This is a genomic window from Amycolatopsis sp. cmx-8-4 (genome assembly GCF_046548675.1).
Taxonomy (GTDB): Bacteria; Actinomycetota; Actinomycetes; order Mycobacteriales; family Pseudonocardiaceae; genus Amycolatopsis.
Map to the genome: position 1 here is coordinate 328797 of NZ_JAEBDZ010000002.1, position 15633 is coordinate 344429.

Here is a 15633-nt window from a genome sequence, read left to right on the forward strand (position 1 = left end):
GCCTTCCGGAGGCGGATCGGGCCGGCTCTCAGCCGGTCGTGCCGGTGACGCGGACCGCGGTGACCCCCGGCACCGCCTGGGCCAGCACGGTCGCGACGTGCCGATCGGTTTCGTCGTCGAACGCGTCCACGACCTCGACCGCACCGTCGTGCACTTCGACGGTCCAGCGTCGCGGGCCGCCGTAGATCGAGAGCTGGTGGCGGACGTCCGCCGAGATGACCGTGTCGTCGCGGGCGAGCGCCCGGACGAGGTCGCGCCGGGTGACGACGCCGACGACGTGGGCGCCGTCGACGATCGGCATGCTCCGGATCCGGTCGTCGAGCAGCACCCGCACCAGGTCGACCACGTCGGTGCCCGCGCCCATCCCGACGGCCGGGGTGGTCATCACCCCGCCCACGGTCCCGGACGGCGGGGCGGCCGGGCGCTCGTCCGGGCCGGCGCGGTACCGGGCGTCGCGCGGGAACCGGTCCCGCACGAGGTCCGCCTCGGTCACCACGCCGATGAGCCCGCCATCGTCGTCGAGGACCGGGAGCGCGGTGAAACCGTGCGCGGACAACAGGTTCGCGGCGTACTTCACCGTCATGTCCGGGGTCACCGTGACGACGGGGCTGCTCATGATGTCTCGTGCCTGCATCGAAGTCCTCTTTCGTCGGTCCTGACGCTAGGCGCGCACCCGCCGGGTGCGCTGCGGCCGTTCGTCACCGATCGCGAGGACCTCCGGCTCCCGCGGTCCGGGCGGCCAGCGCGAGGGTGGTCTGCCGGGCGATCTCCAGGTCCTCGCGCGCGGTCACGACCAGCACCCGCGCGGGTGCGTAGGCGTCGCCGACCAGCCGGTCGCCGTCGCCGGCCAGCCGCCCGGGGTCGACCCGCACCCCGAAGACGCCCAGCTCCCCGCACAGCTCGGCCAGCAGCGCCGGCTGGTGTTCCGCGACGCCGCCGGTGAACACCAGCGCGTCCAGGCGGTCGAGCGACGCCACCATCGCGCCGATCTCCCGGCGCAGCCGGTGCAGGTACACCGCGATCGCGGCGCGGGCGTCCGGGTCGCCGTTCTCGCGCGCGGCCAGCACGTCCCGCACGTCGCCGCCGGTGCCGGTCATCCCGGCCAGGCCGCTGCCGCGCTCCAGCACGTCGTTCAGGCCGGCCGCGTCGGTGACGCCGGAGCGCAGCAGGTACAAGAGCAGGCCCGGGTCGACGCTGCCGGAGCGGGTCGCCATGACCGCGCCTTCGAGCGGGGTGAAGCCCATCGACGTGTCGACGCTGTGGCCGTCGCGGACGGCCGTCACGGAGACGCCGGAACCGATGTGGCAGCAGACCAGCCGCAGCCCGGCGGGTTCCCGGTCGAGCAGCTCGGCGGCCCGGCGCACGGCATACGCGCAGGAGAGGCCGTGGAAGCCGTAACGCCGCAGACCGTGTTCGCGAACCCAGCTCCTCGGCAGCGCGTACTGCGCCGCGGGTTCCGGCAGCAGGGCGTGGAAAGCGGTGTCGAAGCACGCGTAAACGGGCCCGGTGACGATCTCGGTGACCACCGCGGCCAGTTCCAGCGACAACGGCTGGTGCAACGGCGCCAGCGGGGTCAACGCGGTCAGCCGCGCGGTCTCCGCGTCATCCAGCCGCACCGGGTCGGTGCTCGGACCGCCGTGCACGAACCGCACGCCCGCCGCGTCGATCGGGGGCCGGCGGGCCACCAGGTCCGCCAGGGGCTGCCGGGCCTCGGCGGCGGCCGCGGTGCCGACCGTGACCCGGCCGACCTCCCGGCCGTCGTCGACGACCGACAGCTTGACGCTCGACGAGCCGGGATTCACCGTCAGGACCCGCGTCGTCACGGCGCTTCCTCCCGCGTCCGCGGGAACGGGAGGGCGAGTTCATCGGCGACGTAGCGGATCCGGCCGATCATCAGGAGCGCCTGCGCGTCGGTGAACAGGCCCTGCCGGACGAGATCGACGATGGCGGCCACCGTGCTCCGGTGCGGCTCGGCGATCCCCGTGAGATCAACGGGTGCCATGGCGCGTCCCCTCGGTCGGCTGGTCGTCATACCGGGGTCCGGGGCACTCACCCAGACCCTACGCGCCCCGCTCCGGTCCGGCCGCGGGCGACCGGCTCCGCGGTGCTGAAGTAGCCGGCCCGGCGGCGCAGGTGCCGCCGGGGACTGGCGGGCGGTGGCGTGGCGGTCGTCGTCCGCACGGCCCGGTAGAAGACGCGCTTGCCCGCTTCGATCAGCACGAGGTACCCCAGCACCATCCCGGCCAGCGCCGCGAAGAACCCGCCGGGCAGCGGCGAGAACCCGAGCGTGCCGGCCAGCGGCGTGGCCGGCAGCAGCGCGCCGACGGTGACGACGCCGAGGGCCCCCAGCGTCAGGGGCAGGCTGGGATGGCTGCGGAAGAACGGGATCCGCCGGGTGCGGATCGCGAAGATCACCAGCGTCTGGGTGGCCAGGGACTCGACGAACCAGCCCGAGCGGAACTGGTCCGGGCCGGAGTGGAACACCCACAGCATGACGCCGAAGGTGACGAAGTCGAACACGGAGCTGAGCGGGCCGAAGAAGATCATGAACCGGCGGATGAACCCGATGTCCCAATGGGACGGCCGGCGGAGCTGCTCCTCGTCGACGGTGTCGGTGGGGATGGCGAGCTGGCTGGTGTCGTAGAGCAGGTTGTTGAGCAGGATCTGCGACGGCAGCATCGGCAGGAACGTCAGGAACAGCGACGCGCCCGCGGCGGAGAACATGTTGCCGAAGTTGCTGGAGGTGCCCATCAGCACGTACTTGATGGTGTTGGCGAAGATCCGCCGCCCTTCGGTGACGCCGTCGGCGAGCACGTCGAGGTCCTTCTCCAGCAGGATCACGTCGGCGGCGTCCTTGGCGACGTCGGTGGCGGAGTCCACCGAGATGCCGACGTCGGCCGCGTGCAGGGCGAGCGCGTCGTTGACGCCGTCGCCGAGGAACGCCACCCCGCCGCCGCTGAGCCGCTGGACGCGCACGATGCGGGCCTTGTGCTCCGGGTTCACCCTGGCGAAGACCGTGGTGCGGGTGATCGCGGCGGCGAGCCCGGTGTCGTCGAGGTCGTCGAGGTCGGCCCCGGTCAGCGCGGCGCCGTCGCCGAGGCCCAGGTCGTGGCAGACCTTCGCGGCGACCGCGGGGTTGTCGCCGGTCACGACCTTGACCGCGATGCCGAGCTCACCCAGCCGCCGCAGGGACCGCGCGGCGTCGTGCTTGGGCGGGTCGAGGAACACCAGGAACCCGAGCAGCGCCAGGCCTCGTTCGTCCGCGGGCGTCGGCGGCTGCCCGCCGGGGAACGGCCGCGTGGCCACGGCGACGACCCGGTTGCCCGCGGCGAACTCGGCGTCCAGGGCGCGGCGCGCTTCGGGCGGGACGGCGGCGCAGCGGTCCAGCACGGTCTCCGGAGCGCCCTTGGTGACCAGGACGGTGTGGCCCGCCGGGTCGCGGACGACGACGGAGACCATCCGCCGCTCGTGGTCGAAGGGCAGCACCGCCGGCGTGGTGTAGCCGGCCAGCGCGGCTCGTTGCGCCGCCGAGCCCGGCGACGCCCACAGCGCCTGGTCCAGCGGGTTGCCGCCGACGGCGGCGGTGTTCTCGGTGCAGAGCAGGCCCCAGCGCAGTACTTCGCCGGGATCGCCGCCGGCCGCCGGGACGGCCCGCATGTAGTCGACGCGGCCGAGGGTGAGGGTGCCGGTCTTGTCGGTGAACAGCACGTCGACGTTGCCCAGGTCCTCGATGCACACCAGCCGTTTGACGAGCACCTTCCGCCGGCTCATCCGCCGGGACCCGGCCGCGAGACTGGTCGACACGACCGCGGGCAGCAGCTGCGGGGTGATGCCGACCGCGATGGCGAGCGAGAACAGCAGCGCGTCGAGGATCGGCTTGTGCAGCACCACGTTGACCGCGAAGATCGACGTCGTCAGCGCGCCCGCGACGTACACCAGCAGCATCGAGAACTTCCGCAGCCCGACCTGGAACTCGGTGTCGAGCTGGTGGGTGCTCAGCCCGGCGGCGATCGCGCCGAAGCCGGTGCGGGCGCCGGTCGAGACCACGACGCCGGTGGCGCTGCCGGCGTGCACGACGGTGCCCATCAGCGCGCACCCGGACAGTTCGGCCAGCGCGGTGCCCGCGGCCACGGCCGCCGTGCTCTTGTCCAGGGGCAGTGACTCCCCCGTCAGCACCGACTCGTCGCATTCCAGACCGGTGACCGACAGCAGCCGGACGTCGGCCGGGACGACGTCGCCGAGCTTCAGCTCGACGACGTCCCCGGGCACCAGCGCGGTGACGTCGACCGGCACGGGGTGGCCGTCGCGGATCGCCACGGTCTCGTGCCGGATCTGCGCGTGCAGGGCTTCCGCGGCCTTTTCCGCGCGGTACTCGTTCACGAACCCCAGCCCGACCGAAACCGCGACGATCACCCCGATGATCACCGCGTCACTGCGCTCGCCGACGAAGTACGAGGCGACGGCGGCGACCATCAGCAGGGCCAGCAACGGCGAGCGCAGCTGGTGCCACAGCACCGGGACCAGCCGTGCCCGGTGCGACGACACCGCGTTCGGCCCGTACCGTGCCGACCGCTCGGCGACCTCGCCGGCGGTCAGCCCGTCGATCGTGACACCGAGCGCGTCCAGGACCGCTTCACCGGCCAAGGCCGCGGCGTGGGCGACGTCGATGGCCGGCGCGGCCGGCCGTGCGGGCGCCTCGGCGGTCATCCGCCGCGCGCCCGGTGCGGCGGCAGGGTGCTGGTGGTGCGAAGGGACATGGGTGCCTCGGCGTTCGCGAGCGGGATGCGGGATCGGTGAAGAACGGCGCCGGGGTCCGAGGCACTGGAAGTGTCCGCCGGTCGATGACGGGAGGTCGCGACCGCGGAACCACGGTCAGTGTATGCCTCCCGGAGCTGCTTGCCGGCGGCGCTCGCCCGGATTCCGTCGCTGCGGCCCGACGTCGCCGTGCTCGACGTCCGCCTGCCGGACGGCGCCGGCGGCGGCTGGGGCGGGTCGCTCGTCATGAACGGCTTCGACCCGCCGGTGACGGTCCGCTGTGGACCGTCACCGGCGGTCGGGCTCAGGCGGTTGCGCGCGGCGTCTTCGGCAGCGCCCGGACGAACGCGCAGACCAGCACCGCGCTCGCCACCAGCAGCACCGCGCTGACCGCGAACGCCACGTGGTAACCGTGCATCGTGGCCGCCACCGCGTCGCCCGGCGTGGTGGCGAGGTAGGACGCGACCGACGTCGTGAAGATCGTGTTGAGCAGGGCCGTGCCCAGCGAACCGCCGATCTGCTGCGACGTGTTCACCAGCGCGCTCGCGACACCCGCGTCGGCGTAGTCGATCCCGCTCAGCGCGACGTTGTTCATCGGCGTGTACACCAGCCCCATGCCGACGCTCATCACGACCAGCACCGGCAGGATCAGGCCGAAGTACGACGAATCCGGCTCCAGCAGGGTCAGCGCCAGCACGGCCACCGCGGCCAGCGCCGCGCCCAGCGTCATCAGCGCCCGCGCCCCGAACCGGGGCAGGAGTTTCGCGGTGTAGGTCGCGGTCAGGACCACGCAGATCGGGAACGGCAGGAAGACGATCCCGGCCTGCAGCGCCGAGTACCCCAGCGTCTGCTGGACGTAGTACATCATGAACAGGAACATGCCCATGCTGCCGACGCCGAGCAGGACCGACGTCAGGTAGGCGGTGCCGCGGTCGCGGTCGAGCACCACCCGCAGCGGCAGCAGCGGGGCGCGCACCTTCGCCTCGACGACGACGAACGCGGCCAGCAGCACCAGCGCGAACGCGATCAGGCCGAGTGTCAGGCCGGAGCCCCAGCCTTCGCCGGCCGCCGTGGTGAAGCCGTAGACCAGGGCGATCAGGCCGACCGTGCCGAGCAGCGCGCCCGCGACGTCGTACCGCGCGCGACCTTCGATCTTGCTCTCCCGCATGTTCGGCACCGCGAAGGCGAAGGCGATGGCCACCACCGGGATGTTGAAGAACAGGCACCAGCGCCAGCTGGCGTACTCGGTGAGCACGCCGCCGACGAGCGCGCCGACCGCGGCACCGGCGCCGCTGACCGCGCCGAAGATGCCGAACGCCTTGGCCCGCTCCCCCATCTCGGTGAAGGTGACCGTGATCAGGGACAGCGCGGCGGGGGCGAGCAGCGCGCCGAACACCCCCTGCAGCCCGCGGCCGACGAACAGCATCCACCCGGTCGTCGCCGCGCCGCTCAGCGCGGACGCCACGGCGAAGCCGGCCAGGCCGATCAGGAACACGCGCTTGCGGCCGGCGTAGTCCGCGACGCGCCCGCCGAGCAGCAGCAGCCCGCCGAAGGTGAGCGTGTACGCGGTGATGACCCACTGCCGGTCCGCGTCGGAGATGTGCAGCGCGTTCTGCGCGGACGGCAGCGCGATGTTGATCACCGTGGCGTCCAGCACCACCAGCAGCTGCGCGGTGACCACCACGGCCAGCAGCACCCAGCGCCGGGGGTCCGGGGCCGGCGGCGCGGACACCTCCTGCGTGTCGGCGACAGCGCGGGCGGCGCGGGCGGCGTGGTCCTCGGACATGTGCGTCTTCCTTTCTGTGGTCTTGCCGCGGGACCGGCTGGAGGCCGGAAAGCCCGGCCTCCAGCCGGAAAGCGTCCTAGGCGGGGTTGCGCAGGACGATCAGGAGCACGCCGACCGAGGGGGCGCCGTCGCTCATCGCCTTCAGTTCCTCCGGGCTGGGCGCGATCTCCAGCACCTGCGTGATCTCCGGCGGGACGTCGTGGGTCGCGGCGTACTCGCGCAGCGGCCCGTAGAACCGCTCCTCGGTGTACTTGGTGTTGAGGGTGATGTCGGTGACCTCGACGACCTCCAGGCCCGCGGCGGCGGCGAACGTCTCGTAGTCCGCCTCCGTGACCAGCGGCGCGGTGTGCCACGACTCGCCGACCGCTTCCAGGTCCTTCTTCTTCTGCGCGTTGGCCGCGGCGTCGCGGTCGCTGAAGTCGGTGAGCGCGACGAACCCGCCCGGCTTGATCACCCGCGCGATCTGCTTGAGCGCCTGGACGCGGTCCGGCACGCAGACGATCGACTCGAGCGCGAAGACGTGGTCGAAGGAGTTGTCTTCGAAGGGCAGTTCCATGGCGTCGGCGCGCTGGAAACGCACCCGGTCGGCGACGCCCTCGCGCTCGGCGCGGGCGTTCGAGACCTCGACGTCCCGGGCGCTGATCGAGATGCCGGTCAGGTCCGCGCCGGTGCGGACCGCCGTGCGCACGCCCGGGTTGCCCTGGCCGCAGCCGACGTCGAGGATTTTCTCGCCCGCCGTCGCGCCGAGCTTGCCGGTCAGGATGTCGGTGAGCCGGTCGGCCGCCTGCTCGAACGTGCTGTCGTCGTCCGGGCCGGTCCAGTAGCCGTAGTGCGTGCTCCCACCCAGGAACTGGGTCATCAGGTCGTTGGTCGCGTCGTAGAAGGTGCCGACTTCTTCGGGCTTGGGCAGCGACTCGGTGGTCATGAAGCTCTCCTTGACGTGTGGTGCGGTCGGATACACGGGCTGTGCCTGGAAGTTCTCGGAAGTTGCGTGACTCCTCCCGTCGTAGGAGCCGCTCAGGTGGAGACGGCGAGCGGCAGCGTGTGCGCGTTGAACATCTGGTCGGTGCGGATGAACCGCGGCGGTTCATCGGGAATCGTGGCCAGGTGGGGGAAGCGGTCCAGCAGGGTGTTCAGCGCGACGCGCCCCTCCAGCCGGCCCAGCCCGGCGCCGACGCAGAAGTGGATGCCGCGCGAGAACGTGAGGTGCGGGTTGGGGTGGCGCTCCGGGCGGAACTCCGCCGGCGCGTCGAACACGCGGGGATCGCGGTTGGCCGTGGCCATCCACACCATCACCAGCTGGTCGGCCGGGATCGTCTCGCCGCCGAGCTCCGTCTCGACCGCGGTCACCCGTGAGGTCACCGAGAAGGGCGGCAGGTAGCGCAGCGACTCCTCGACCACGCCCGGCAGCCGGGACCGGTCCTCGCGGGTGCGCCGGAACTCCTCCGGGTGCGCGTCCAGGCACAGGATGGTGTTGCTGAGCATCATCGTGGTGTTGAGGTGCCCGGCGAGCAGCAGCGTGTCGACGAGGCTCGCGACTTCCTTGCCGGTCAGGCGTTCCCCGTCGACCTCGGCGTGCACGAGCCCGCTCAGCAGGTCTTCGCGCGGCTTCTTCCGCCGGTCGTCGACGAACTGCTGCAGGTACTCGGCGAACTCCCGGTGCCGCTGGATGACCGTCTTCGTGACCTCTTCCTGGCCCTCGAACCGGCCGACCAGCTGGACGTCGTCCGAAGTGGACGGCATCAGCGACTCGGCCTGCTTGCGGAACAGGTCGCGGTCACCGGCCGGGATGCCGAGCAGCTCACAGATCACGGTGACCGGCAGCGGGTAGGCCAGCTCGCTCACCAGCTCGAGCCGGTCCGAGGACTGGACCTCGTCGAGCAGTTCGTGCGTCAGGGCCGCGATCTTCGGCTCCAGGTCGGCCACGACCTTGGCCGTGAACGCGTGGCTGACGAGCTTGCGCAACCGGGTGTGGTCCGGCGGGTCCAGGTACAACAGCTCGTCGTAGGTCTCCTCCGGGTTGTCGCCGCCGATCTCGGCGCCCATCACCCGCTGCAGGTTCGAGGAGAACACCTTCGGCTTGCTCAGCAGCTGCACGTTCTCGGGGTGGCCGTACACGTGCCACATCCGGGTCTCGGGGTCGTAGCCGACGGCCTTCTCGGGCTCGATGCCGCGCAGCCAGTACTGGCGCTCGTCGACCCCCCACTCGTCGAATCGGGTGATCACGTCAGGCTTCCTTTCCGTAGAGGGTGTCGCACAGCCGCAGCACCTTCTCCAGCGACTCGGGTGCCGTCATCACGTCGGTGTGGTTGGTGGTGCCGACTTCGGTGACGAAGAAGTCGTCGATCTGCTCCTCCCATTCGCGCCAGTACTCGACGCCGTCCAGCCCCGGCAGGTCCGGGTTGGCGAAGAGCACCATGTACTCCTCGAAGTCGCCGAAGAACCGGCCACCGCGGTTGCGGACGTAGTAGCAGCGCACGGCATCCCGCCGCGGGAGCGGATCGACGACGTGGTCGCCGGTGTGCAGCACCTCGAAGAAGCGCGCCAGCTGGGTGACCTGGGTGCGCAGCTGCGTCTCGGTCTTGGTGATCCCGGTGGCCAGGGCGGCCTTCAGCAGCGAGTCGAGGAACTCCGGGTACTCCAGGCCGGGGTCCACCTCGTCCCGGTGCAGGATCGGGGTGCGGCCGTCGTTGGCGTCCAGGCGGTTGTTGCCGAGGACGATGTTGACCGCGCGGAAGGCGCAGACCTTGGCGATGACGTCCGGTTCGGCCCGGCCGCCCTGCATGATCGTGTTGACGCGGTTGGTCGCGGCGGCGTCCAGGGTGTCGAGCATGACGAGGGTGTTCACTTCGGCGCCCTGCAGCTGGAGCTGCCGGACGACCTCGTAGGCCAGCAGGCCGCCCAGGGAGAACCCGCCGACGTCGTAGGGTCCGTCCGGTTGCACCGCGCGGATGAGGGCCGCGTAGTGCTCGGCCATCGGCACCTGGCCGCTGAGGATCTCGCCGTCGCCGAGCCAGCCCTTCGGCTGGATGCCGTAGAACGGCCGGCCGCAGTGCTCGGCCAGGGGCCGGTAGGACTCGACTCCCCCGTTTCCGTGGTGGATCCAGAAGACCGGCCGGCCCTCGCCGCCGCGGTTCATCCGGATCAGCTCGGGGACCTCCGCCGTCGTGGCGGGTGCGGCCGACGCGCCGACGCGGCCGATGATGTCGTTCAACGTCTCGCACTCGGCGATGACGTCCAGGGTCATCGTGTCGTCGAGGTGCTTCTTCACCGAGGACAGGAACTGGGCCATGAAGATCGAGTCGAAGCCGTAGCGCCGCAAGGGCACGTCCGGATCGAGCTGTGCGGGGTCGATCTCCAGGACCTCGGCCATCAGCTCGGCGACGCGGCCGGCGCTGTTCCCCGCGACCTTGTCCACAGTGGACTTCACGGCGGGCGGGGTGTCCCGCCGCGGTTGGCGGACGGCGCCGTCGCTCTCGGCGACGATCACCTGCTGGCCGAGGTCGTCGGCTCCGTCTGCGGCGGGGAACGCGCCACCGAAGCCCGTTTCGGTGAGCAGCCGCTGCCAGGTGGCCGGGGCCAGCGTGGGCGTGCCGGGTACGCGCGGTGCCGGGTCGTCGTAGCGCCACCAGCCGTCGAGGAGGCCGAAGGTGAGGTGGCTGAACAGGCTGCCACCGCTCAGTTCGTTGAGCAGCAGGATCCCGTGGGTGCGCAGGGTCGCCTTGGTGTTGCGCAAGGTGGCACGGATGTCGCGGGTGGCGTGCAGGACGTTGGTGGCGATGGCGACGTCGAAGCCGCCGGCCGGGATCGGCTGTCCCGCCAGGGGGGCCTCGACGTCGAACAGCCGGGTGTCGAGGAAGGGCGCGGGGAACTCGCGCCGGGCGTGCAGCAGGAACGCCTTGGAGATGTCGGTGTAGCAGTAGGTTTCGAGGTGGTCGGCCCACGGCTCCAGGTGCCGGAGCACGGTTTCGGTGGTGCCCCCGGTGCCCGCGCCGATCTCCAGGACACGCAGCTTCGCCCCGGGGTCGTCGGCGACGCGGCGTCGCACGTAGTCGACGAGCGTCTCGGCGAGGACCTCGTTGAAGTGGTCGGCGACCGGGTTGGCCTTGTAGACGCCTTCGACGAGGTCCATCGACGACGCCGGGAACAGCACGTCGGTGGCCGGGCGGCGGCCGGTGAGGATGTCGGCCAGCGCGCGCAGCGTGGTGTCGACGAGCGTCGTCTGGGCCCGGGTGGACGCCTCGGCCAGCCAGCCGTCGCGGTGCCGGTCCCAGTCGGCGGTACCGGTCTGCGCGGCCGGTGCGGCCGAGTAGCGGCCGTCGTCGTGGCGCAGGTGGCCGGTGCCGGTCAGCACGTCGAGGGTGTGCCGGAACCAGCGGTCGTACTCGCCGGTGATCTTCCCGTGCACCCGCCATTCTTCGGCGGTGGCCCCACGGTCGTCCTCGAACAGGCCGAGTGAGCACAGCACGCGCCACAGGACCGGCACCAGGGCGGCGTCCAGCTTCTTGTCGTGCCCGTCGATCTTCTCGCGGAGCCGGGTAATCTCGCCGGTGCGATCCGGCCGGCTGTCACGCAGGGCCGTGATCAACGCCGGGGTCCGGGCTTCGAGCTGCTCGACCACGTCGTCGTCGAGCGCCTGGGTCGCCTTCAGCAGGGCCAGCTGGGGGTGCCGCGAACCCAGGAGCGTGTCGTAGGTGGCCATGCCTTCGGCCGGCTCGATCGACTCCACGCCGGCCTGGGCCATCCGCTCGCGGTGGGCATCGTCGGCGACCACACCCACCCCGCCCCAATAACCCCAGTTGACGACCTTCACCGGGCAGTCGAGCCGGGTGCCGAGGTGCTCGGCGTAGGCGTCGGCGAAGGTGCAGCCGGCGGCGTAGTTGGCCTGGCCGGGCGAGGTGAGGAAGGACTGCAGCGACGAGAAGAACACGACGAAGTCGAGCGGCTCGCCGGCGAAGGCGTCGGCGAGGTTGACGGCGACGTCGGCCTTCACCGCGTAGGTGGCGGTGAAGCGCGCTTCGTCCATGCGGGCCAGGCTCTGGTCGCCGAGCACGATGGCGGAGTGCAGCACGCCGCGGACCGGGCCGTGGCGGCGGACGATCTCGTCGCGGGCGCGGCGCAACGCCGCCGGGTCGGTGGCGTCGGCCTGGATGTAGTCGGGCTTGGGACCGTGCGCCGCGAGCCGGTCGCGGCGGGCTTCGATGTCGGCGTCCAAGGGGCGACGGCCGATCCACACCACGCGCACCTTGTGGCGGCGCAGCAGGTGCTCGGTCCAGACGGTGCCGATGCCGCCGGCCCCGCCGATGGCCACGACGACGTCGTCGGGCTGCAGGTTCGCGTGCGCGGGCTCCGCCGGGACGGGCGCCGCCAGCTCCAGCAGGCGCTGCCGGTACCACTCGCCGTCGCGGTACGCGAGCAGCGCGCCCTGCGGCTCGGGCGGCAGGGTCAGGACGTCGTCCCACGGCACCGGTGCGCCGGCGGGGACGTCCACGACGCGCACGGGCCAGTGCGGATATTCCTGGGCCAGCGAGCCGAAGAGGCCGTGCAGCCCGGCGGCGGCCGGGTCGACGTCGGGGTCGCCGGGCAGCAGGCGGGCCTGCCGGGTGACGACGGTCCAGCCGGTCTCCCCGGTGGCCGCCTTGATCAGCCGGAACGCCGTCCGGACCTCGGGGGCCAGCAGCACGACGTGGTCGAACCCCGCGGGCGCATCGCCGGCGTCCAGCACCGTGGCGTCCGGGTAGCGGCGGCGGAACCCGTCCTGGTCCTCCGAGGTTCCGCCGACGAGCGCCACCCGGGCTGCGGCGGCGGGCCACTGCGGCACGGGCTCGACGGCCACCGCGTCCCACACCGGCGTCATCAGGCGGGTTTCGGCGTTCGCGGCCGGCGGCAGGGTTCGTGTGCTGAACCCCAGCAGGCGCACGCAGACGCGGCCTTCGGCGTCGCACACGTCCACATCCAGGCGGCGTACGTCGCCACCGCGGTCGTCGGGGTGGCTGCGGATGACGACCCAGCCGTCCGCGGGAGTCGCGGCGTGCACCTGGACCTCGCGCACCGCGAAGGGCAGCGCGAGCCGGGCCGCCGTGCCGTCGTCTTCGCCCAGCCAGACGCCCAGGACGGCCTGGAGCGCGCCGTCGAGCAGGCTGGGGTTGAGCACGAGCGGCGACTCGGCCTCGCGCGGCAGGCTCAGCCGGGCCACGGCGATGCCGTCGTCGTAGTGCAGGGAGCGGACCGCGCGCAGGGCCGGGCCGTAGTCCATGCCGATGTCCTTATACGTCCGGTAGAACCCGGCCGTGTCCACGCTGTTCCGGCAACCATCGCGGAGTTGTTCCACCGCAACGGTTTCCGCGGTCAGAGCGATAACCTCGCCGGCGCCTTGGGCGTAGACCGCCGCGTCGCCGTCGACGTGCACCTCGAACGCGCGTCGCCCGGCCGGGTCCTTCGGGTCGAGCCGGACCTCGACGCGGCGCGGTTCGGTGACCTCGATCGGCCGCAGCCAGCGGACGTCGCTGATCCGGACGCCGGCCTCGGCGCCGAGCGCGTCTCGCGCCAGTTCCAGGTAGGCGACGGCGGGCAGGACCGGGACACCGCGCAGGCAGTGGTCGCGCAGGTAGTACTCGCTGCCGTCCAGGACGCGCTCGCGCGGCGGAGCGGGTGTACGGGCGGCTCGGGGGGCCCGGTCGGCGATCCAGAAGCGGCGCAGGTTGAACGGGTAGGTCGGCAGCGGGATGCGCCGCGGCGGGGTGCCGCCGTGCAGGCGCCGCCAGTCGAAGTCGAACCCGGCGGCCCACAGCTCCAGCAGGCGCGGCAGCTTGCCCTTGGCGACCCAGGTGTCCATCGCGGCGGCGATGTCCTCGTCGCCGGCGAGCACCCGCCACAGCGCGTTCGGCTGCGGGCGGCCGCGGTGCAGGTCGCCGCGCGGCTCCCCGGCGACGAACGCCCGCAGCGCGTCGCGCAGGTCGTCGATCGTCCCGACGGTGAACGCCAGCCGTTCCGGCATCGCGACCCGGCCGACCTGCAGCGTGTAGGCCACGCTCGCCAGGTCGTCGTCGTCGCGGCCCTCGGCCCAGGCGAGCAGCTGCCGCGCGCGGGTCACCAGCGTCTCGGGTTCGCGCGCCGACAGCACGATGGCGAACGGCCCCGCCGCCTCGGCGGCCGGCGCGGGCGGGCGGTACTCCTCCAGCACGACGTGCGCGTTCGCGCCGCCGAAGCCGAACGAGCTGACGCCGGCCCGCCGGGGCAGCTCGGCGCCGTCGGCGTCGAGCGGCGCGGTCCAGGGCTGCCGTTCGCGGACCAGGAAGAACGGGCTGCCGGCCAGCTCGACGTACGGGTTGACGGTGTCGCAGTGCAGGCTCTCGACCAGCGTGCGGTAACGCAGCTGCAGCAGCACCTTGAGCACGCCGGCCACCCCGGCGGACAGCTCGGTGTGCCCGATGTTGGTCTTGACCGAGCCGATCCCGCAGTGGGCGCCGGTGACGTCGGCGCCGTCGTAGAGGTCGTGGAAGGCGTCCTTGAGGCCGTTGACCTCGACGGGGTCGCCGAGTTTCGTGCCGGTGCCGTGCGTCTCGATATAGCCGACCGTGCGCGGGTCGACGCCGGCGCGGCGGTAGGCGTCGCGGATCACCGACGCCTGGGCCTTGGGGTTCGGCGCGGTGAGCGAGTTGGCGCGGCCGCCGTGGTTGACGGCCGTCGCGCGGATGACGCCGTGGATGTGGTCGCCGTCGCGTTCGGCCGCCGAGAGCTTCTTCAGCACCAGCATGCCGACGCCCTCACCGCGGGCGTAGCCGTCGGCGTCGGCGGAGAACGTCTTGCTCCGGCCGTCCTCGCTGAGCATGCCGGCCCGGCCGAAGCTGATGTGGCCGTCCGGGACCAGCACCGTGTTGACGCCGCCCGCGACGGCGAGCGAGCACTCCTCCCGGTCCAGCGCGGACACCGCCCGGTGCAGCGCGACCAGGGAGCTGGAGCAGGCCGTCTCGACCGGTTCGCTCGGGCCGTGGACGTCGAGGAAGAAGCTCATCCGGTTCGGGCCGATGGACGGCACCGTGGCGGTGGCGGCGACGCCGTCGCCGCCACGGGCGTGGGCATCGATCAGGCGGTGGTACCCGGTGGTCGCGGTGCCCACGATGATGCCGAGATCGGTGCCGGCCAGGGCGTCCGCCGCGTACCCGGCGTCCTCCAGGGCCTTCCACGTGTGCAGCATCAGCAGCCGGTGCTGGGGGTCCATCAGCTGCGCTTCGCGGGGCGCGATGCCGAAGAACTCGGGGTCGAAGTCGGCGACGCCGTCGATGAACCCGCCCCACTTGACGGTGGTGCGGCCGGCCTCGTCGAACGGGTCGCCGTAGAGCGCGCGCCAGTCCCAGCGGTCGGCGGGCACCTCGCTGACGCAGTCGCGCCCGTCGGCGAGGTTGCGCCAGAACGCGTCGAGGTCGTCGGCCTGCGGGAACCGGCCGCTCATCCCGATGATCGCGACCGGGTCCCCGGTCCGCGACCGCTCGGCCGGGACCGGCACGACCGGCACGGGGTCCTTGCGCACGACCGGCGCGGGAGCCACGGGACGCACGCCGAGGCGGTCCGCGAGGCCCGCTTCGTGGTCGACGGCGATGTGGCCGGCCAGCGCGCGCAGGGTGGGGTGCTCGAACACCACCGTGGGCTTGAGGTCGAGGCCCAGCGCGTCGTTGACCATGCTCACGAGGTGGCTGATGACGACCGAGTCGAGCCCGTACTCGCTCAGCTCGACGTCGGCGTCCAGGTCGTCGGCGCTCACCTTGAGCAGCTGCCGGACCTGGTCCGCGAGCACGTCGCAGACCCGGTCCCGCAGCACGTCCCGGTCGATCCCGGCCGGCTGCCCGGCGGGCTCGGCCGGCTTCCCGGCCGGCGCGGCGCGCTTGGCCGTCTTCAGCTGCTTGGCCAGGCGCACCGCCTCGGCCTTGTCGATCTGTCCCCGGCTGACCAGCTCGTACAGCTCGGTCACCGAACCGACGCGGTGGCTCATGTCAGGCTCCGTTCGCGTTCGTCGCGCTATCGATGGTCACGAATGCCGTTCCCACTCCGGTCCCGCACGCGCGAGCCGGGCGGTAATCCGGACAAATCACCAC

8 protein-coding genes and 1 pseudogene are annotated in these 15633 nt (G+C 72.4%); 1 reads left to right on the forward strand and 8 read right to left on the reverse strand.

Going from position 1 to position 15633, the window contains the following annotated elements:
* Positions 1-28: 28 nt before the first annotated feature.
* From ACLJQZ_RS04485 to mgtA, 4 genes are all read right to left on the reverse strand, one after another.
* Positions 29-634 carry an HPP family protein gene (locus ACLJQZ_RS04485; RefSeq protein WP_410618743.1) on the reverse strand — a complete coding sequence of 202 codons (606 nt, stop codon included), beginning with the start codon at positions 632-634 and terminating at the stop codon, positions 29-31.
* A gap of 64 nt (positions 635-698) precedes the next feature.
* Positions 699-1823 (reverse strand): acetate/propionate family kinase, encoded by a 1125-nt coding sequence (locus tag ACLJQZ_RS04490; RefSeq protein ID WP_410618744.1) that lies wholly within the window; start codon positions 1821-1823, stop codon positions 699-701.
* Positions 1820-2002, reverse strand: coding sequence for a hypothetical protein (locus tag ACLJQZ_RS04495; protein WP_410618746.1), 183 nt, complete (start codon positions 2000-2002; stop codon positions 1820-1822). Before ACLJQZ_RS04495 ends, ACLJQZ_RS04490 begins: the two co-directional genes overlap by 4 nt.
* A 47-nt stretch (positions 2003-2049) precedes the next feature.
* Positions 2050-4707 (reverse strand): magnesium-translocating P-type ATPase, encoded by a 2658-nt coding sequence (mgtA, locus tag ACLJQZ_RS04500; protein WP_410618747.1) that lies wholly within the window; start codon positions 4705-4707, stop codon positions 2050-2052.
* A 195-nt stretch (positions 4708-4902) separates the two neighbouring features.
* Here mgtA and ACLJQZ_RS04505 point away from each other — a divergent pair.
* A pseudogene (locus ACLJQZ_RS04505) lies at positions 4903-4977 on the forward strand (DNA-binding response regulator); the annotation flags it as partial.
* 82 nt (positions 4978-5059) lie between these two features.
* Here the strand turns inward: ACLJQZ_RS04505 and ACLJQZ_RS04510 are convergent.
* From ACLJQZ_RS04510 to ACLJQZ_RS04525, 4 genes are all read right to left on the reverse strand, one after another.
* Positions 5060-6541: an MFS transporter gene (locus tag ACLJQZ_RS04510; protein ID WP_410618749.1), complete on the reverse strand. Its 1482-nt coding sequence runs from the start codon at positions 6539-6541 to the stop codon at positions 5060-5062.
* Between the two features lie 76 nt (positions 6542-6617).
* On the reverse strand, positions 6618-7466 hold the full coding sequence (locus tag ACLJQZ_RS04515; protein WP_328458177.1) for an SAM-dependent methyltransferase: 849 nt from the start codon (positions 7464-7466) through the stop codon (positions 6618-6620).
* Between the two features lie 92 nt (positions 7467-7558).
* Complete coding sequence (locus ACLJQZ_RS04520; protein WP_410618750.1) at positions 7559-8767, reverse strand: cytochrome P450; 1209 nt, start codon at positions 8765-8767, stop codon at positions 7559-7561.
* Between the two features lies 1 nt (position 8768).
* Positions 8769-15530: an SDR family NAD(P)-dependent oxidoreductase gene (locus tag ACLJQZ_RS04525; RefSeq protein ID WP_410618751.1), complete on the reverse strand. Its 6762-nt coding sequence runs from the start codon at positions 15528-15530 to the stop codon at positions 8769-8771.
* Positions 15531-15633: the final 103 nt, after the last annotated feature.

Coding starts and splice junctions, on each gene's coding strand:
- ACLJQZ_RS04485 (WP_410618743.1), bottom strand. CDS start 634: ATGCAGGCACGAGACATCATGAGCAGCCCCGTCGTCACGGTGACCCCG.
- ACLJQZ_RS04495 (WP_410618746.1), bottom strand. CDS start 2,002: ATGGCACCCGTTGATCTCACGGGGATCGCCGAGCCGCACCGGAGCACG.
- mgtA (WP_410618747.1), bottom strand. CDS start 4,707: ATGACCGCCGAGGCGCCCGCACGGCCGGCCGCGCCGGCCATCGACGTC.
- ACLJQZ_RS04510 (WP_410618749.1), bottom strand. CDS start 6,541: ATGTCCGAGGACCACGCCGCCCGCGCCGCCCGCGCTGTCGCCGACACG.
- ACLJQZ_RS04515 (WP_328458177.1), bottom strand. CDS start 7,466: ATGACCACCGAGTCGCTGCCCAAGCCCGAAGAAGTCGGCACCTTCTAC.
- ACLJQZ_RS04525 (WP_410618751.1), bottom strand. CDS start 15,530: ATGAGCCACCGCGTCGGTTCGGTGACCGAGCTGTACGAGCTGGTCAGC.